Origin of the sequence: Nitrosomonas sp. (assembly GCA_031316255.1) — a bacterium.
Lineage (GTDB): Bacteria > Pseudomonadota > Gammaproteobacteria > Burkholderiales > Nitrosomonadaceae > Nitrosomonas.
This window is the reverse complement of sequence record JALDQW010000001.1, coordinates 1,860,453-1,879,898: the sequence shown is the minus strand read 5'-3', so window position 1 is coordinate 1,879,898 and position 19,446 is coordinate 1,860,453. Positions and strand designations below refer to the sequence as shown.

17 protein-coding genes and 1 pseudogene are annotated in these 19,446 nt (G+C 47.1%); 9 read left to right on the top strand and 9 right to left on the bottom strand.

The genetic code is table 11. The features are described 5' to 3' along the window. Positions 1-125: 125 nt before the first annotated feature. Complete coding sequence (locus MRK00_08395; GenBank protein MDR4517391.1) at positions 126-1,052, bottom strand: alpha-E domain-containing protein; 927 nt, start codon at positions 1,050-1,052, stop codon at positions 126-128. Then, positions 1,049-2,503 carry a circularly permuted type 2 ATP-grasp protein gene (locus MRK00_08390; protein MDR4517390.1) on the bottom strand — a complete coding sequence of 485 codons (1,455 nt, stop codon included), beginning with the start codon at positions 2,501-2,503 and terminating at the stop codon, positions 1,049-1,051. Before MRK00_08390 ends, MRK00_08395 begins: the two co-directional genes overlap by 4 nt. A gap of 157 nt (positions 2,504-2,660) precedes the next feature. On the opposite strand from MRK00_08390, the gene MRK00_08385 reads away from it, so the two are divergent. Next, positions 2,661-3,413, top strand: a complete 753-nt coding sequence (locus MRK00_08385; protein MDR4517389.1) for a peptidase — start codon at positions 2,661-2,663, stop codon at positions 3,411-3,413. Here the strand turns inward: MRK00_08385 and MRK00_08380 are convergent. Beyond that, entirely contained in the window at positions 3,388-4,491 is a 1,104-nt protein-coding gene (locus MRK00_08380; protein ID MDR4517388.1) for a putative zinc-binding peptidase, read from the bottom strand. The two genes, MRK00_08385 and MRK00_08380, sit on opposite strands and share 26 nt — an antisense overlap. Positions 4,492-4,829: 338 nt before the next feature. On the opposite strand from MRK00_08380, the gene MRK00_08375 reads away from it, so the two are divergent. The 3 genes from MRK00_08375 (at position 4,830) to MRK00_08365 (ending at position 8,068) form a co-directional block, all read left to right on the top strand. Beyond that, on the top strand, positions 4,830-5,852 hold the full coding sequence (locus tag MRK00_08375; GenBank protein MDR4517387.1) for a ketopantoate reductase family protein: 1,023 nt from the start codon (positions 4,830-4,832) through the stop codon (positions 5,850-5,852). Beyond that, positions 5,849-6,838 (top strand): NAD-dependent epimerase/dehydratase family protein, encoded by a 990-nt coding sequence (locus MRK00_08370; protein MDR4517386.1) that lies wholly within the window; start codon positions 5,849-5,851, stop codon positions 6,836-6,838. Before MRK00_08375 ends, MRK00_08370 begins: the two co-directional genes overlap by 4 nt. 186 nt (positions 6,839-7,024) lie before the next feature. Beyond that, entirely contained in the window at positions 7,025-8,068 is a 1,044-nt protein-coding gene (locus tag MRK00_08365; protein ID MDR4517385.1) for a hypothetical protein, read from the top strand. Positions 8,069-8,133: 65 nt separating this feature from the next. Here the strand turns inward: MRK00_08365 and MRK00_08360 are convergent, their stop codons facing one another. Both MRK00_08360 and MRK00_08355 read right to left on the bottom strand, forming a co-directional pair. Then, entirely contained in the window at positions 8,134-8,970 is an 837-nt protein-coding gene (locus tag MRK00_08360) for a universal stress protein (protein MDR4517384.1), read from the bottom strand. Further along, the gene (locus MRK00_08355) at positions 8,951-11,341 is read right to left on the bottom strand and encodes an AAA family ATPase (GenBank protein MDR4517383.1); all 2,391 of its coding nucleotides are present in this window, start codon (positions 11,339-11,341) and stop codon (positions 8,951-8,953) included. Before MRK00_08355 ends, MRK00_08360 begins: the two co-directional genes overlap by 20 nt. Positions 11,342-11,616: 275 nt before the next feature. On the opposite strand from MRK00_08355, the gene MRK00_08350 reads away from it, so the two are divergent. Next, positions 11,617-12,609, top strand: a complete 993-nt coding sequence (locus MRK00_08350; GenBank protein ID MDR4517382.1) for a 5'/3'-nucleotidase SurE — start codon at positions 11,617-11,619, stop codon at positions 12,607-12,609. A 216-nt stretch (positions 12,610-12,825) separates the two neighbouring features. Here the strand turns inward: MRK00_08350 and MRK00_08345 are convergent. Then, a pseudogene (locus tag MRK00_08345) lies at positions 12,826-13,889 on the bottom strand (IS5 family transposase). 261 nt (positions 13,890-14,150) lie between these two features. On the opposite strand from MRK00_08345, the gene MRK00_08340 reads away from it, so the two are divergent. Together MRK00_08340 and MRK00_08335 are read left to right on the top strand one after the other, a co-directional pair. Next, positions 14,151-14,300, top strand: a complete 150-nt coding sequence (locus MRK00_08340; GenBank protein MDR4517381.1) for a hypothetical protein — start codon at positions 14,151-14,153, stop codon at positions 14,298-14,300. A 147-nt stretch (positions 14,301-14,447) separates the two neighbouring features. After that, complete coding sequence (locus tag MRK00_08335; GenBank protein ID MDR4517380.1) at positions 14,448-14,840, top strand: VOC family protein; 393 nt, start codon at positions 14,448-14,450, stop codon at positions 14,838-14,840. Between the two features lie 18 nt (positions 14,841-14,858). On the opposite strand, the gene MRK00_08330 is transcribed toward MRK00_08335, so the two are convergent. Both MRK00_08330 and MRK00_08325 read right to left on the bottom strand, forming a co-directional pair. Next, entirely contained in the window at positions 14,859-15,644 is a 786-nt protein-coding gene (locus MRK00_08330) for a M48 family metallopeptidase (GenBank protein ID MDR4517379.1), read from the bottom strand. 70 nt (positions 15,645-15,714) lie between these two features. After that, positions 15,715-16,335: a phosphoribosyltransferase gene (locus MRK00_08325; GenBank protein MDR4517378.1), complete on the bottom strand. Its 621-nt coding sequence runs from the start codon at positions 16,333-16,335 to the stop codon at positions 15,715-15,717. A 359-nt stretch (positions 16,336-16,694) separates the two neighbouring features. Between MRK00_08325 and MRK00_08320 the strand changes: the two genes are divergently transcribed. After that, positions 16,695-17,141: a hemerythrin domain-containing protein gene (locus MRK00_08320; protein MDR4517377.1), complete on the top strand. Its 447-nt coding sequence runs from the start codon at positions 16,695-16,697 to the stop codon at positions 17,139-17,141. A gap of 6 nt (positions 17,142-17,147) precedes the next feature. On the opposite strand, the gene MRK00_08315 is transcribed toward MRK00_08320, so the two are convergent. Next, complete coding sequence (locus MRK00_08315) at positions 17,148-18,368, bottom strand: SAM-dependent methyltransferase (GenBank protein ID MDR4517376.1); 1,221 nt, start codon at positions 18,366-18,368, stop codon at positions 17,148-17,150. 337 nt (positions 18,369-18,705) lie between these two features. On the opposite strand from MRK00_08315, the gene MRK00_08310 reads away from it, so the two are divergent. Beyond that, complete coding sequence (locus MRK00_08310) at positions 18,706-19,446, top strand: pteridine reductase (GenBank protein ID MDR4517375.1); 741 nt, start codon at positions 18,706-18,708, stop codon at positions 19,444-19,446.

Genomic DNA, 19,446 nt, shown 5'->3' with positions numbered 1-19,446 from the left:
CAAATAATGTCCGCCAAGGCTTATTACACATGATCTGATAAGCCTGAGAATATTGATACGGTAATCCGTGCCGACCAAGATCCGGTGCAACCCAACCTAAGCGTTAAGTACGGAAGTTACCGGGATTAGAAATAATTCTTACTGATTGAATCGTTGATTTTAATTACGCCAAGCTGAAGTTCGTCAATAAACGCATGCAACTTTTGCTGATCAAATTCCTGCAGCCTGGCTTGCAGCAATTTTTTTTGCAGTTTTGTCAGTATCTGCAACGCTTTCTCATTACGGGGCAGACTGTTGAGGCAGTCACTTACCTGGCACAAGGTATGATAAAACGACCGTGGAAAATTTTCTTGTTGCAACAAGAATTTCAGAACATCCGCTCTTCGTATACGCTGACGCATTTCACGGCGATACATCTGGTAGGCAGTCAATGACTTGAGCACACTCACCCACTGTAAATTTTCGAATGGCGTCAGATCTTCAGGCATGTCCGGCAACAGGGTAGCAGAACGCACATCGATGATACGCGTGGTCATGTCCGCACGTTCGAGGTTACGACCCATACGCAGAAAATCATAGCCTTCATCATGCGTCATAGTACCCGCCAGCATGCCGCTGATCGTCTGCACACCTAAAATAACGGAACGCAAATAATCATAGCGATGACGTTGTGTCATCACGCTTCGCGCATTGGACTTGGTATTCAGATGTAGTGAATTGACCTGTTCCCACGCTTCGCGCGGGATAATGTCACGGATAGTCCGTGTGTTCTCGCGCGCCAAATTCAACGAACTGAGAATCGAATCCGGATTGCGGGTATCCGATACCATAAAACGAATCACACTGCGTTCATCCGCCTCTTCGTACAAATCATAAAAATAATCACGCCGGCTCGTTATATCCAGAATCGGTTCCCAGCCCAACCGTATCTTTTTGGGCAAATCGAGCAGCAAATGCGTATTGACATTAATCAAACGGGCCGTATTCTCGGCTCGCTCCAGATAACGGGCCATCCAGTAAATCCGATTGGCAACGCGCGAAAGCATGCTCATGTCGCCTCCATGTCCACAATCCAGGTATCCTTGCTGCCGCCACCCTGCGAGGAATTAACTACCGTGGAGCCTTTGCGCAAGGCCACACGCGTCAAGCCACCAGTGGTTACATTGGTTTGTTCTCCACTCAGAATGAAAGGGCGCAGATCCAGATGGCGCGGCTCAACGTGATTATCGATCAAGGTCGGCGCAGTGGACAGCGTCAGCATCGGTTGCGCCACATAATTACGCGGATCGCGCCTGATCAGGCGTACAAACTTTTCACGCTCATCCTTGCTGGCCTGCGGCCCGATAAGCATGCCATAACCGCCGGATTCATTGGCCGGTTTCACAACCATCTCATGGATATGGTCTACCACGTACTGACGGTCCTGTTTGTCGATACACTTATAGGTTGGCACATTGGGCAGGATGGCGTCCTGGTCAAGATAATACTTGATAATTTCCGGAACAAAAGCATACACCACTTTATCATCCGCAACCCCTGCACCAGGTGCGTTGGCCAGCGCCACTTTCCCCGATTTCCAGGCGCGCATCAACCCAGGCACACCCAACATGGATTCCGGGTTAAACGCCTCTGGATCCAGGAACAAATCGTCAATGCGGCGATAGATGACATCGACACGCGTCAGTCCTTCAATCGTGCGCATATAGACGATATTGTTTTTATCAACGATAAGATCACTGCCTTCAACCAGTTCGGCGCCCATCTGCTGCGCGAGATAAGCATGTTCGAAATAGGCCGAGTTATAAATACCGGGCGTCAATACCACGATTTCCGGCTGGTCTCCCTGCCGTGGCGACAAAGCAGCCAGTGTGTCGTACAGTTGCGATGGATAATCGTCAACCGGCAGAATAGCGTACTGCTCAAACATTTCAGAAAACAACCGTTTCATCACCAGCCGGTTCTCGAGCATATAGGAAACGCCCGAAGGCACGCGCAAATTGTCTTCCAGCACATAAAATGTGCCATCCTTATCGCGAACCAGATCGGAACCACAAATATGCGCCCAGATTCCCAGCGGCGGGCTGACTCCGACACATTCCGGGCGAAAGTTTTTGGAGTCTTCCAATAACTCCGCCGGAAAAATACCGTCCTTGACAATACGCTGTTCATGATACAAGTCATCAATAAACAGATTGAGCGCTTGAACGCGCTGCTTAAGTCCCGCCTCTACTGTCAACCATTCCTTTTTGTCGATAATGCGCGGAATAATATCAAAAGGCCAGGCACGATCGATAGAGCCTTCTTCCTCGCTATAAACCGTGAATGTAATCCCCATGACGTGGATAGCCGATTCTGCAGCAACCTTGTATTCCTCAATTTCCACATCCTTCAAGGATCGCAAATAATTGCACAATGCCTGTGCGGCCGGACGTGGACGCCCGCTGGCGCGCAACAGCTCGTCATAAAGGTTTTTTACCTTATAGCTTCCCCAGCGAATAGTCATGACGTTCCTTTCTTGGCTCTCGGGACAAAATTTTTATAACTTGATTTCAAAGTTAAACACAAATCACTATAATGGCTCGATTTTATCATGGAAAATTATTCCCACAGGCGTTTAGCTACTTGCGCTACTTACGCTACTTACCTTTTGCAGCCATCATATGACTTACTGTCTCGCTATTAGTGTTAACAAAGGCTTGGTGTTCGCTTCCGATTCCAGAACCAACGCCGGCGTTGATTATGTAACGACTTACAGCAAGATGCATACCTTTGTCTGGCCCGATGAGCGCATCTGTATTTTGTTGACAGCCGGCAATCTGGCCACTTCACAAGCGGTGATCAATAATATCCGGGCCGATCTTGCAGAACCCGATATCAAAATGAATCTGCGTAAAGGCAAGTATTTGCATCAAGTCGCTCACTATGTCGGTCAACTGAGCCAGGAAGAACAGCGCCAACATGCCGATGCGCTGGAAAAAAGCGGCGGTGCTGAAGCCAGTTTTATTCTGGGGGGACAAATCGCAGGACAACCGCCGGAAATTTATCTTATCTATCCACAGGGCAATTATATCAGCGCCTCACCGGAAACACCGTATTTGCAAATCGGCGAAAACAAGTACGGCAAGCCCATTCTGGATCGAATCATCACCCCCGCCACTTCATTGGAAGACGCTGCGCGTTGCGCGCTGGTATCTCTCGAATCCACCATTCGCAGCAACATTTCCGTGGGTCCGCCAATAGAGTTGGCAATTCATACCCGCGACAGTATTGAAAAACCTTATCACCAAAAACTGACACTCAACTCACCGATGTACAAATCGATGCAGAAACAATGGCATACGGGCATGCATCGAGCCCTAAGCCGTTTACCGAGATTCGATTGGGAAGTCAAACAGACCGTGTCGGATGACTGACTTCAGACACAATTTGATGGACGTAACGAAGCTTGTTTAATGAACTATCGGAGATGACAAATGGATAAGCATCCTCCATACCCATACTACGGTTAAGCGCATTTAAAGCCACAGTTAGCCTGCACCAATCATCAAACAGTTCATCAAACGAGGCTGGCGCAGCATAGCCGTTTGCCATCTGGCTATTATCAGTGGGCGGCGGCGAGACATCGTGACCGTGAATTCTGAATCCAAAATCATGCGCTGTTTCCACGGTATCGACCATATGCAGATAATGCGCCCAGGTTTCAGCCCAGTCTTCCCAGGCATGGGCACTGGCGTAGGCGCTTATCCATATATCATGCCAGAATGAAGGTGGCCCCTGTTCGTAATAGGTACATAAAGCCTGCTGATAATCGATTCGCTCATCTCCAAATAACGCGCGGAAACTGTTAATTTTTTCCGTACCGTTAATCAAACAGTCCCAATAATAATGACCCGACTCGTGCCGGAAATGTCCAAGCAACGTGCGATATCGTTCATTCATTTTATTACGCATTTCCAGCCGTGAGCCGTGCTCTGCTTCCAGCAGATTAATGGTAATCATGCCCGAGTTATGTCCGGTTGCGATACTCTGCCTGATCGTCAGTTCATTACTGAATTCATCTTGCGCAGCTTCATCTTGCAAAAATTCAAAGCCTATGCCTTTGCCTGGGTCTTGCTCCCGGCTCACCACCGGCAGATTCAGGCTGTACAATGTGTACAACAAGCGGCGCTTGGCCTGCTCAACGTGATACCAAAGCGTGAGGTTCTGTGCTTCATTGAGATTCGGAATAATATGATTCAGACGGCAAGAAAGACATAAAGCATGATTATCATGAATCGGCACCATCCAATTGCACACATTGTAATCGGAATAGTTTTTACATTGACGATAGCGCTGGTTATTGAATAAAGCCAAATAGCCGCCATCCGCACATGGTTCGAGAGCGCTTAATTGCATTTCTTCGGCCAAATAGCCCGCATTACGATTACAGGAGAAACATTGGGTATTTTCAAAATGCAGGTTATTACCACAGTGGCAACGGAATGTTTTCAATACGTTTTCCCTCGGTTAATCAATAAACTAATTGGCAGTATCGTTTCATTGTTGGTGCATTTGATATACGTTCAAGCCGGTCAAAAAATGACAGTCCCGGCAGGCATAGCCTGAAACCAGTAAGTACTTATAATTATTATGGAAAGCCAAATGAAAGCGCACCATAAAATATCTCTCTGTTTTGTTATATTCTAGTATACAATTCATCAAATCTCCCATTGAGGATAAATAATAGCCTGAGACTATATCTCCGAGGTAATTGGATTTTGGTTTGAGTTCCAATAGTTTTTCCGGAATTCCGTGCGCGGCTGACCAAGATCAATTTATTGGACGTATAGATGCTTAACTTACACAACAAACCCATTCATATTCTCGGAGCTGGCGGTATCGGATCGGTTCTGGCCTGGAGCCTGGCATGCAAAAATTATTCAGTTGTTCTGGTAGACACGCAACCCGGCAAGGTGACAGAGGGCCAAAAGAATGGCGTCACAGTGACAGGATTGGGAGCGCAGCGAATACCCTTTCTAACATATAATGAATGGATTGCGCCTGAGGAAGGTTTTGTTCTGCTTTGCACCAAGACTTACGATAATCCGGCGGTAATTTCCCGTCTCCCGGATACAACCTTCCTGGTACCGATACAAAACGGTTTTGATCCGGAACTCGAACAACGCGACCACGCGTGCGAAGGCATCGCTTCTTTTGTATCGGAGTGCCAACGCGACCGTCCTGTTACACGTATAACGCGTCCAGGCAGTTTGCATATCGGCAGCCGCAGACCCCTCACCGATAACGAACGCAGCAATATGGCATCACTCGCGTCAGCACTGGGTGCAGCCAGATTATTTACCGTTAAATGTGTGGAGGATATCCGGCCATATAAAGCGACCAAGCTGATGTACAATGCAGCCATCTCTCCACTAGCGGCAATGGCGGGCGTTGATAACGGCGAGTTGTTGTCCGACCGGCTTGCCAAAGCGCTTTTTTTTGCGCTGCTACTTGAAAATTACGCCATTCTGCGTCATGCCAGAATTCCACTTGCACGTATCGGACCGTTTCACCCTGACACCGTTTCATTAATTCTGCGCACACCGGGATTACCGGCTTTGATGGCAATGTTTTTTCGTCCATCGCTGCGCGGCACCTATTGTTCCATGGCGCCCGATTTTCTGATCAACCATGGGCGCACCGAAATTGATGCCTATACCGGCCATCTTATCCGCCTTGCTGGAGATTTCCCTTGTCCATTAAACCGCGCCATTCTCTCACTCGTGGAAAAAGTTGTCGGTGATGGCTTAAAACCACAACGAAAATATTTACGGTATCTCGCGGACACTTTACCGCAAGGCGTTCTACATTGATACTGGTTACCGGCGGCGCCGGTTTCCTGGGTTCCCATCTGGTTACACAATTACTTGATGCCGGTCACGCCGTCCGGGTTTTGGAACGCCCGGAAGCCAAAGTCGACCATTTGCCGCTAGAATGCATTGAACTGGTATCCGCAGATATACGCAACAGGAAGGCAGTGCAAAAAGCGACTAGAAATTGCCAATATGTTTATCATTTAGCCGCCGATCCCAACCTTTGGCGTCGTAACCGGCGTGAATTCGACAGTATCAATCGTCTGGGAACCATTCATGTGATGCGCGCAGCACTTGATAATGGCGCCGAGCGGCTCTTGTACACCAGCACAGAAAGTATTCTGGCATCCCGCGAATTCAATGGCGTGGCCGCCGAGCATCTTCGCCTCAAAGCCAGTGACATGCTGGGCCCCTATTGTCTGAGCAAATTTCATGCAGAAGAATCGGTTTTTCGTATGGTGAAGGAAGGCGCTCCGATTATTGTCGCAAGCCCGACCTTGCCTGTTGGGCCGGGAGACCGCTCTCTGACACCCCCGACCCGCATGTCCGTGGCTTTTTGCAGAGGCGATCTACCCGCTTATCTGGATTGCCGACTCAATCTAATCGATGCAAGAGATGTGGCAACCGGCATGACGCTGGCGATGACAAAAGGGAAAACCGGAATTCGCTATATTTTAGGCGGAGAGAATCTCCTCCTCTCAGAATGGCTGAATATCCTGAGCAAAGAGACGGGTCAACCCTTGCCACGCTGGAAGGTCCCCTACCCGATTGCCTTAACAGCGGCCTTGTTCAGTGAATTATGGGCTGATTATATCAGCGGCAAAATGCCTATGGCCACAATAACTGGCGTACGTCTGACCCGGCGTAACATGTTCTTTGATTCCTCAATAAGTATCAATGAATTAGGGTTGCGCCATCGCCCTATCCGTGAAGCAGCACGTGATGCGGTGGCCTGGTATCGACTGCAGGGCTGGCTATCAATTTGACAGTCATTCAATGATTTTACAGTAGAAAATTCAAGAAATAATCAGCAAATTTCACTGGATATTTAAACTTTTTTTGAGTAAAGTTCATTTCGCAAAACCCTCATCTTTATGCAAGATTACAGTCTGAATAATAGAAGGCAAATGAGGTGACATTTTCTTTGTTTATGCACTTAATAGTAGGATTTTATGTTCAGGCTCAGTCGTATCATTTCAGGCATCTTGTGGCTGAAACACCTTTTATGGCGCAAAACAATTTATATTTTGTTTTTGAGCAGCGCCTTTTCCGCGCATGCTGAAAATGCCCCTGATTTACAGGACCTAATTCAGCAATTTGGAATTCAAAATCAGAATCTGGCCGGTCTGGACCAGGATAAAACACTTTATTTTAATGTTGCGGAAAATCACGAAAAGGAATTAGCCACTGGAGTCGTCATTTATATTACTGCCGCACCAAACAAAATAATTGAATTTATCAGAAATAATGGCATGGCTTCCATCGAAACGGAAGTGACCATGCAGGATTTTATTCCATCGCGTGCAACGATGGATACCTTCAAGAAGCTTAACTTTGAGAGCAGCAGAGAGGCGTCGAATTTTCTGGTGGCAAAACCGGGCAGTCAATTTAATCTATCGGCTCAGGAATTTCAAACGCTGCAATCTATTGATCCGACTAACGTCAATCCGGCGCCACTTGCATCCCAAACATACGGCAAAATATTGTGGCAACGATGGCTGGATTATCGTCAAAAAGGCTTGCAAGGTATTGCATCTTATGATCGTGGCGCCGGCAAAACAACCGATCCGGCAAGAGAATTACAGGTAGCCGCCATAAACAACAAAATTCTGGTTAATTATTATCCCAAACTTTTTCATTTCTGGCTTAATTATCCAACCTCGCTACCGGCAGGCGCCGACGAACGGTTTCTTCTGATTAATCGCTTATTGGATGGCCGCCCCACTGTCAATCTAGTCCATCGTATTATTCTGGCTGCGGATAGCGGTGGAATTATTCTTTCCCGACAGTTTTTCGTCGGACATTCCTATAATTCCAACCAGCTTACAATTATCTGTTTACCCTTTCGTGACGGATCTATTGTTTTTTATGTCAATCAGACATTTACCGACCAAATTACAGGATTTGGCAGCAGCATCAGGCGTCCTATCGGTCGCGAACAAATGCGTCGCAGAATGGATGCGCATTTAAAGCAATTGAGTAGTGTATTGAAATAAGCACGAAAGAAAGACCTGTTTAAGTGTTCTATAAACTGTCCAGAAGACTCAAACCGGACAGATGATCAATGCAGCAAAATAACAGGAATATTGGCCTGGGTAATCAGCGCCTGCTTTTGTGCGGCCGGCAAAAAAGTGCTACCGCTTTCAAGCAGCAGTATCCTTCCCTGAAACTGGTGGATAACCTGTAAAATTTGTTCCGCTGTATTGCTCGTCAATCTGATCAGACTGACGTTTAGTGATTGATCATTGACACTCTCACCGACTGTTTCGCTGAGCTGCCGATATTTGGAATCTTCAACTGCGGGCAGCAAAACAATTAATTGATTGTGGTCTTCATGCGCCAGTTCAATTGCCAGCGAAAGCGCATGCTGGCTGGCCTCACTGCCGGTAAAATTCACCACGACCGGCCTTTCGATATTGCCACCATATTGCAATACAACCAGATTGCAACGCGCAGTTGATAAAATGGACCGGGTAATATTCCCGATTTTATGACTCTTTTCCATTAATTGGGTATTTTTTCCAATGACAAGCAGATCTGCCTGACGGGATGCATCGCAAAGGGTACTGGCGACGTTGCCGCGCAACACATCAAAAGTAATTTCAATTTGATTCTGTTGCGCAATTGCTTCAACCAGTTTACGCAGACGCGCCGTCTGCGTTTGAATTGAGCGTTCCATTCCGGCAACATCGATTGCGCGGCCGGAAGACGAACCATAGACGACTTCACGGACAAATGGCAATTCAGCCAAATGCAGCAGGTCAATATCCTCTATAAACAGGGCATTGAGCCGCGCATTAAACCGGGTAGCCAAGGTAATGCCGGCCTGCAGAATATTCCGGTTTGCAGTACTTGCATCCAGCGCGACCAGAATTCGGTTAATCTGAATCTTTTTCATCGCCGTTGGATGGTGAGCTATTGTTTTTTGCAACATTCTGACGTATTTTTTCCAGTTCGCGTAACCGGGCCTTGACCTTGGCATTAATCTGCCCCGCGGAATTATCCGTTAACACTTCCATCGCCTCATCGACTGCGCGGTATGCATAGATTGCAAACTGCCCGTTTTCACAGGCCTGGATGACGTCATCACGCAGCATCAAGTGCCTAACATTACTCAACGGTATCAGAACACCCTGGTTTCCGGTCAATCCCCGAAACTTACAGATATCGAAAAACCCTTCAATTTTCTCGTTCACACCGCCAATGGCCTGCGCTTCTCCACGCTGGTTAACGGAACCGGTCATCGCCAGACTCTGCCGAATGGGCAAACCCGACAACGCTGAAAGCAGGCTGCACAGTTCCGCCATCGAGGCGCTGTCGCCTTCGATTCTGCCATAAGATTGCTCAAACACCAGACTGGCGGAAAGTGACAAGGGATTATCCCTGGCATAACGTTCGGCCAGAAACGATGAAAGGATGAATACCCCTTTAGAGTGAATTGCACCGCCAAGTTTTGTTTCTCGTTCGATATCGATTACTTTTCCACTACCGAGGCGCGCTGTTGCGGTAATACGCGAAGGCACCGCAAAACTGACATCGCCAAGCTGCATCACGGCCAATCCGTTTATTTGACCCACCTTGGCGCCATCGGTATCGATCATCAGAATCCCGCGGTTAATCGCTTCTTGCAGCAGTTCCCGTATGCGATCGCCACGATAGATCTGGGCATCGATTGCACGTTGAACATCCTCGCGCTGGACGACTGGCCGATTCGATTCGCCCGCATAATAATCCGCTTCACGTAACAAATCGGAAATATCCATGACATTGATCGACAGCTTTTCCGCATCACCCGCCAGCCGCGCACCATGCTCTATAGTAAGCGCCACCGCAGAACGCTCAAAAGGCCGCAGTTCGTTGCGACGCAGCAAACCGGCAATCATTTGTGCATACACATGCTGGTTTTCCGCCGTGCGATGCATCCGGTCGTCAAAATCGGCCGCGATCTTGAATAACTGTTTAAATTCGGGATCATATGCATGCAGCAAATAATAAAGCATGCGGTCGCCAATCAGAACAACCTTGATATTTAAAGGGATAGGTTCCGGTTCAAGACTGACTGTACTGACGACACTATAAATCTGACCCAGTGATTGAATTTTAATCTGATGCGAAAAAAGCGCCCGCTTTAGCCCCTCCCAGGCATAAGGCTGCATCAATAATTTAAGCGCATCAATAACCAGATACCCCCCATTGGCCTGATGCAAGGCGCCTGCTTTAATCAATGTAAAATCGGTCTGCAGCGCACCCATGTTCACAGTGTGTTCAACAGCGCCAATCAGATTCGCATAATTGGGCAGATCAAGAAACACAACTGGCACACCACCATCATGCTGGGTATGATCAACGATGATATTCACTTCATAACGGCGAAAAGCCGGCATTTTCATCAATGACACATGCATGTGATCTGCCGGCTCTTCTTCACGGCGGAAATTCTGCAGGTTATTGATAACATCCTGCTGCACCGCTTCCAGGTAGGCTTGAATGACATCGTGGTAATGATATTTGTTTTTCAACTCATCGATCAAATGACCGGAAGCAAACATGACAATCTCGCGATTAAGCTCCTTTATCTTGTTCCGGGCTTCTCGCTGCCACTGCGGCTGCATACGTAAAATACCGGTCAGTTTCTCTTCAAGCACGATGATTGTTTCTTCGATCTGCCGCTGTTCTTTTTCAGGCAGCGCTTCAAACTCTTTGGGTTTGATGACTTCATTGTTTTTCACCGGCGCAAAAGCAAAACCATGCGGTGTGCGTAACAGCCGCATATTGCTTGCTTCAGCTTCATCGTTGAGCGTGCCGAAAGCGGACTCAATCGTCTTCTTAAGGTCGTCATCGATTTCCTGCAGTCTCAGATGGTATTCATCGGTTTCGAACGCGCTTGGAATGGCGCTGCATAAATCTTCGACCAGTTGATGCATGTCATCGCGAAAAATGGAAGCATGTTCACTGGTCAGGCTGATTGCAATCGGCTCTGACGGTTTATCAAAATTATTCACATAAACCCAGTCAGGCGGTGTTTCCCGTGATTTGGACAACGCCTCCAGATATTCCCGCACAACAGTATGTTTACCCAGGCCAGTGGGGCCAAGCACAAACAGGTTGTACCCCTCATGCTGAATATTCACGCCAAGATGCAGCGCTTTCAAGGCGCGATCCTGACCGATGATTTCCTTCAAATCTTCCAGCTGGTCAGTCGTTTTGAAATCGAATTGATCGATATCGCAGGCTGTATAGAGTTGATTCTTTGCAAGTGGCTTGATCATAAACTGGCTTGTTCCATTTTTGTGCTTATCAGTTTCGAGTATATCGAAGTATGACTCGAATGGTATAGATTTGCTTTTATTCAAAACATCCATGCGATACGCATAAATTGACTCAATCAACACAATTCGATCATCTGCGATCCCGAAAAAAATACAAGACGGAAATACTTTTAACTCGTATTAGATCTAAATTTAGTGGATAAGACGTGTAATTCCCTTGTAACAATACTGGATTATTCTATCGCCCGATTAAGACCGATAAGGAGAACCATGCAATGAAAACACGTCTCATACTGATTAAATCCATGTTATTTACCGCGCTGGCGATCAGTTCGTACCAGGCAACCGCCCTGAATATCGTCCTGTCCAACGATGACGGCTGGTCATCCATAGGTATTCAAGCAATGAAAGCAGCACTGGTGGCTGGTAATCATAATGTATTCCTTGTCGCACCACTTGATGAGCAAAGCGGGAGCAGCGCTGCAATCAATACGAACGCCCTGGAGGTCATCAAACAACGTGGCTCTGCTGATGAAGGCGCACACGAGTACTCGGTTGCTCTGGCCGGTGGTCAGGAAGGTGCTGAACCAGCCACTACCGCAGCACTTGGTGTCGGCATTGTGCAGCAGGCGATCGGCGTTGAACCGGACCTAATTGTTTCGGGTATCAATGCGGGTCAGAACCTGGGCGCCGCAGCTCAGATTTCCGGAACCGTTGGCGGTGCGCTCGCTGCCATTAACAGTGCGCTTGCTGGTGGACAAATTCCTGGCTTGGCAATCAGTACAGACAACATCTGTAATGATGACAGCGCCACATGCCATGACGCCAATGCAGCTCACTACGATCGCGTCGCAGGTTTTACTGCAGACCTGATCGAAAAGTTGTCTAAAAATCGAACTGAACTGATGCCGCAAGGCATTGGCCTGAATATCAACTATCCCGCGCTTGAAACAGTGAACGGCGTAATGGTCAGTCGCCAGGGCCGGACTCTGACAATCGGCGGTCAGCCTATTTCTATCACCTTTGGTTGCTTCGATGATTGTTCCAACGTAGAAATCGGCACCGCTGTTCCTGCCGGCATTACTGGATTTGCTCCGCTTGATCTGGCCGAAATCAAGAATGCCGATACGACAAACAACGCAAACGGTTATATCACTATTGTCCCTATCGAAGCAGATTACACTACTGGCGTAACCGGAAGAAATAATAGCGTGATAAAAAATTTCATACAAAAAATAGAACGAATCGTCAAATCCATGGAATTCTAATCCAGATTCTGCAGTTAGCGTGATAAATGGTTCCTTCGGGAACCATTTATCGGCGCCTCTATAATTCATAAGGGCATCTCTAAAAATACCTTATATAAAGAGAATTTTTCCAAGCCGGGGAACGATTAGTTCGATTCCCGATATTTTTCTGTTCAAGAATTTGATTATTGCTCAGTTCAAGGCGTTTTGGGTTGTTATCCTCTCGTTTTTCCTATTTTAGGCAATTCTGGGCGTAATAACCCTGTCGAAACTGAAACATCTTTTGCGAATCAACGTCACCACACGCTTAATGTTGTAAACGAGGTTGAGCAAGCCTATTTGTACTTTTGCTCTCATAAGCCCTATGGTACGAATAGTGATTCCACCCAGTTCATTCGTCATCGAACCAAATACATGTTCAACCCGTGCGCGCACCTGTGATTTCTTTTTGTTGCCAAACTTTTGCGTGTCCGTGAGTGGATGATTGCGAGCACCTTTTTCGTGAATGCGGCTCGTGTGTCCAGAAGTAGCCAGAATTTCTTCCTGTGCTTCGCTGCGATAGGCTGAATCCGCGTAAACATCAGTCCCTCCCTCTTTAGGGGATTGCAGCACTTCTGCCAAAACCTGGCTATCGTGAACTTCCGCTGATGTAAATTCCCATGGGTTATCAACTTGGTACACTGATCCACATTCACGTGATCTTTGTAACCATAAAACGATTCGTTGTTCTTCTTCGTCCAACGCGCATCAATGTCTTTTTGTGCCAGCTTGTGAGGATTTTGCCCCCATTCAATCGGAATCGCACCTTCCTTGATGATCTTGTTCTCCTCACGCGTATTACGTTGCTTGGGAACCGTCACAAAAGTTGCATCAATGATCTGACCTGACTTCAGCTCAACATCCAGCTCCCGTAAACATTCAGCAAATCTCGCAAATAGCCGTTCAATCAGTTGATTCTCCTTCAACTCCTCCCGAAACGCCCACATCGTTTTTGCATCCGGTACCACCCCCGCCAAATCAAGCCCCAAAAAACGCATGAAACTCAATCGATCCCGTACTTGATACTCCAACTGGTCATCCGACAGATTATGCATTCTTTGCAATACCAGCATCTTGAATAGCATCACCCGATCAAAGGGTTTGCGACCAGCCGCGCTTTTCCTAGGCTTCGTAGTCGTCTCCCTGAGAAGATCAGCGAATAAATTCCAGTCGATCATGCGATTCAGTTCTTCAAGCGGATCTCTTAGCTTGCTTAGCTGTTCATAGCGATTTTCAAGGTCAAAAAAACTGAATTGCATGATGGAATCCTATATCAGTGAATATGACTATTAACTATAATAAACAATGTGTTATTATACACTAACTATGAAAAATGGCTTCCCTTCCTGAATTACCCTGTCTTGTAATATCAATTTTTAGAGATGCCCATAATTTTAAACAAGACAAGGCGCGCCTCAACCTTTACCCTGGCGCCAATCGGACATACTAAAAGCACAATATTGCTCCGCAAACCCGACTGATCAGCGTCTGCGACCCTGAAGCTTATTTCTTCGAATTATTTGATGAGCAAAGGCGTAACCCCGGCGTTGATCTACTCATTCACGCAGCACAAGGACCATCTGTTCAAAAAAGCCGATAAGGCATTATTAGCCGCCAAAAATGCTGACAAGAAAAAAGTTCTCCTTGCCAGGCAGAATCAGATTGTCGACTAAAGTGCTTCAAGCAACTGATTTCTCCGCTTTGTTTTTCTGCAACCAAACCTTTCCATGAGGCACAAGAAACAGATTTGTTTCAAGTATGGCATGCACGCCAAACGCTGTATTACAATATCCGGGTAAATTTTTACAGCGGGGGAATGCATGAAAATAGAAGGCATGAATCATTTTACGGTTTTAAGCAGCGATCTGGAAAAGACCAAAGCATTTTATATCCAGATACTTGGACTCCATGAAGGCTATCGTCCGCCCATGGAATCCACCGGCGCATGGCTATATACGGACAACCAGGACCATTCCATCCTACATATCATGGCTGAGCGGCCAATGCCGGAGAGTGCGCCGGGCGTTATTGACCATATGGCATTTACCACCACCGACTTACAGTCGACCATTGACACACTCAAACAACAGGGCATTCAGTACAAACTGAACCGTATGAAAGCACTTGGCGTCTGGCAGCTATTTTTCCACGATCCCGATGGCGCCAAAATTGAACTGGATTTTTCTGCAGACGAACCCGCGCCTGCGGAATAAGTCGCGTTATCAGCACTATTATTTCGTACAGTGCGGTTTCTTCCCGGCGGCATGCGCCTGTTGCATCAGGCCTAACGCCCTTGGCATTAACGCTTGCAGATCTTCAATGCGTGTTGCATGCGATGGGTGTGTGGACAAAAATTCGACCGGTTGCGCGCCCTGACTGGCCTGCGCCATTTTCTGCCATAAAGTAATGCTTTCTTTTGGATTGAACCCGGCTTTGGCCATCAATTCAACGCCGATGTTATCCGCTTCGCTTTCGTGCAAGCGGCTAAACGGCATAATGATGCCATATTGCGCACCCACTCCGAGCAGGCTAACTGCCGTTTGCCCAAGCGCAGTTTGAGGTGCTGCAATGGCCGCAATCAATGACACCCCTACTTGCGCACCTAATTTTTGTGACATGCGCTCATTGCTGTGTTTGGCCAGTACATGTCCGACTTCATGGCCGATGACGGATGCAAGTTGGTCCTGATTATCGACCAAATCCACCAATCCTGTATGCACGCCAATTTTATTACCCGGCAATGCAAAAGCATTCAGCGTCTCATCCTCAAAAACAATGACTTCCCAAACACCGCCTGTTTCACGGGTGATGGCATCGGCAATACACTGTACAAATTGATTTTCCTGTGCCTTACGGCTGATCGGTTTTTCGGACTTCAAATTATCAAAAGCCTGCAACCCCATCGCATCAACTTCGTCGTCCGGCATGAAAATAAGCTGACTTCTTCCCATCGGAGATGTCGCACAGGCACTTATCATCATGAGCATTAATAGAATAATGATTATTCGGATATTCATGGATTACAACTCCTTTAAATTATCAATTCATTGGTATGCTATTTTATACCGGGCAGACTTGCCAATAATGCTATTTCTCCAAGATTGCGATAACTTCTTCATCACTGACTTGCTGGAATGTCTGATAAAACTGCCCAACCGCATAAAAAAAAGCCGGGGATTCAAGGCAAACAATTTCATCCGCTAAAGGTGCCACTTTATTTAGCGTCTCAGGTGGCGCCACAGGTACAGCACAGATTAACTTCTGCGGATTTCTGGCACGCAGAGCATGCAATGCAGCAATCATGGTCGAACCTGTCGCCAGACCATCATCCACTACAATGACTACACGTCCTGCGGGATCGCACGGCGGTCTAACCGGTGTATACATTTTCCGCCTTAATTGCATCACCTCGAGCTGCTTCTGTTTCTCGGTCTCGATATAGTGTGGATCATTATCAATCCGCTCGGCTTCCTGGGTCAAATAAGTCCAACCCGTTTCATCGATAGCACCGATCGCGAATTCCGGATTACCGGGTGCGCCCAGTTTACGGACAAGTACAACATCCATATCACCCTGCAGTTTTTCGGAGATAATTTTCGCCATCGGCACCGCACCACGCGGTATCGCCAGAATCAGCGGATTTCTCCCCCGATACGACAATAATTGCTCTGCCAGTTGCCTGGCGGCATCGTCTCGATCATGAAACATGGATTGGCGCTCTCCTCCATCCAGTGAGCAGAATTTGCGTGTTCTATACTTTAACCTAGATTCCTCAGTTGATCGCTATTCAATACTTTAAATGCCTCGTGTATATTGGCTTTACTTTATACTGTTAGCTTTATTCACCAGATGGGTGAAATCGCTACGTACCCGATTATATGGTTTTCAGACCATCTAGCAGCGTTGTTCATCGTTGCATGGCGTGACCATGCGCCTCTTCACGCCTTGCCAGCCGACCTGAAAATCAAACACTCGAGTACGTTCAACTGAGAATTCTAGGTTTAAATATCACCGTTTAGATAAAATAGCAAAGTAATGGTTCGTTTGTATTCTTTTGGTAAAAATTTTTGAAAAGAATTGCCGCATTAAAAGCCCTGTCGATTGATCACCATCATGGTCTGGTATTGGCACGCAAAGCCAAAATGGTCGGAACTGCCGGTCTTCAGCCGAACGAACTCCAAGAAATCCGGATGGAATTGCGGTCGCACGCAGAAACAGTTCTGATATCCCATTTTGAAATCGAGGAATCCTGTATCGCAGCGGCATTGAATACACTAAACGATCCGGATATCGATCAACTGATAAACCGGCTCTATCGTGAACACGAGGCGTTGCGCCAGTTGTTCTCTTCAGTTGATATATGCAATACGGCTCACTTGAAACAATTGGGCGAATTACTGGAACAACATATCCGTTTTGAAGAACGCGAACTCTTTGAAGTGGCTCAAACGAGGCTGGACGATCAAGCGCTGCAAGCGATTGCTGCCGCCTGTAGCCAAGAGAATGACAAATAGTAGCGCTTATAACATTCTGCTTTTATCCCCGCCGACAAATCCAGCCAGCGGCAACGCAATGTTTTTTCCAAAAGCAATGACCTTGAATAATTCACCCATTTCGGCCGGACTCACCAGCTTCTGCAGTTGATTTGCCATAGGCAGGTAATTTTGCACATCCTCCGCCGGCATTTGCGCCAGGATATCGGTTATTCCGCAATTCAATAAAAAATGCGCCTGCGTGGTATAACCCATCAATACCAGATCTGTTTCCTCAGAAGCTTCAACCAGTGCGCTGAAATCGACATGACTGGTTATATCCTGCAACCCTGGCAGAAAAAAAGGATCATCATGCGCATGATGACGGTAATGGCACATCAACGTTCCCTGGCTGCGCTGCGGATGGTAGTATTCACCACTCCCGAATCCGTAATCGATCAGTATCGCTACGCCTTGCTTTAATATTTGGGCCAGCGTATGCATGAAGTATCTGGCATTCAGATTAATTTCACTGGTATAGCTAAAGTCTTCATCCTGATCAGGATTCATCAGAACAGACAATTTTTCAGCAACTGATCTGAGTACCGCGTTTTCAATAGGCCGGTTCTCCCAGGCAAATTGACCGTCATGCGCATCATTTTTCCAGACGATGCCCCGCTCAAACAGTTCATTGCCGCGCCATTCAACCAGATGAACCGGCATTGCATCAAGTACTTCATTCGCCAGTATCGTTCCACAAAATTGCTCAGGCAATTGTTCAAGCCAGACCAGACGCGGCATCAAGTGAGGAATTTTCCCGGCCAACAGTTTTTGTTGCCGTTCACGCAGCTCTGCACTGACCTCAAGAATATAATAATGTTTCGGTAGGCAAGCCAATTGCTCGAGTTCCAGCAACACGTCATATGCCAGTTTCCCGGAACCGGCACCCAGCTCAAGTACATCCGCATCGCCAATCTGTCCGGCAACCTGTTCGGAAATTTGTCGCACCTGTCTTGCCAAAGTACGGCCATATAACGCAGAAATCTCCGGCGCAGTCACAAAATCACCGCTGCCGCCCAGTTTTGTCGCTCCACCGTTGTAATACCCTAACCCGGGTTGATACAGCGAGATATCCATAAAGCGTTCAAATGTAATCCAGCCGCCGGCCGATTCGATTTCTTTGCGAATAAGCGTCTGAAGCTTTTTGCTGTGCGCCAAGGCAATCTCACTGCAAGCAGGCAAACTGGATAGATTTGAAAAAGTTGACATGACAAAAATGTAGGGTGTTTTAACACGCCTTAGGGAATGTTAAATATAATTTTTATGGTACATTGTGTGATGCATTAATTTAAGTCGGCAGTGTGTTTTTTTAAACAGGTTGGACAATAAACAACAGGACATCTTCAGAAATTCAGCGTTTTAAACAAGACATGAACAAAAAATATTGATGCAGTTGGCGCAACATAGGATATTGATATGTAAGCAAACGTTTTTTGTGAACAATCACGCATTGTAACAGAACGGAGTAAGCAAGTAGTCCGCTTTGCGGATGCACACAAAACATGGATTTTAGAAACACCCAATAGTATTTTACGGGAGATAAACAGTGCAAGGAAAAGTAGTTCTGGTTACAGGCGGGGCAAAACGCGTGGGCGCGGCCATCTGCCGACGACTGCATGCGCATGGTGCGCAGATTGTCATCCACTACCGCAGTTCAATGGAAGAGGCGCGTGCACTGCAAAACGAACTCAATCAGAAACGACCCGGTTCGGCTGCTTTGGCGCAGGCCGATTTACTGGATGTCGATTTGCTGCCCGATCTCATCGAAAAAACGGTAAAACGCTACGGCCAGCTGGATGTACTGATTAACAATGCATCCAGTTTCTTTGCAACGCCGTTAAATCAATGCACCACTGAAGCCTGGAACGATCTGATTGGCAGTAATTTAATGGCGCCACTATTTCTGGCGCAGACAGCCGAGCCGTATCTCAAAACGCAGCAAGGCTGTGTGATCAATATTGTGGATATTCATGCCGAACGGCCATTGAAAAATTTTGTTATCTATAATGCCGCCAAAGGCGGTTTATTGGCGCTGACCAAGTCTTTGGCGCTGGAAATGGCGCCTGATGTGCGTGTCAACGGTGTATCGCCCGGTCCGATATTATGGCCGGAAGAACGCGAATGGTCGGATGATGCCGCGCGTAATAAAATCATTCAGGGAACATTATTGAAACGAATGGGCGAACCTGAAGATATTGCCAAAGCGGTACAATTTCTAATCAACGATGCCCCATATATTACCGGGCAGATTATCGCTGTCGACGGTGGGCGCAGCATACACCTTTGA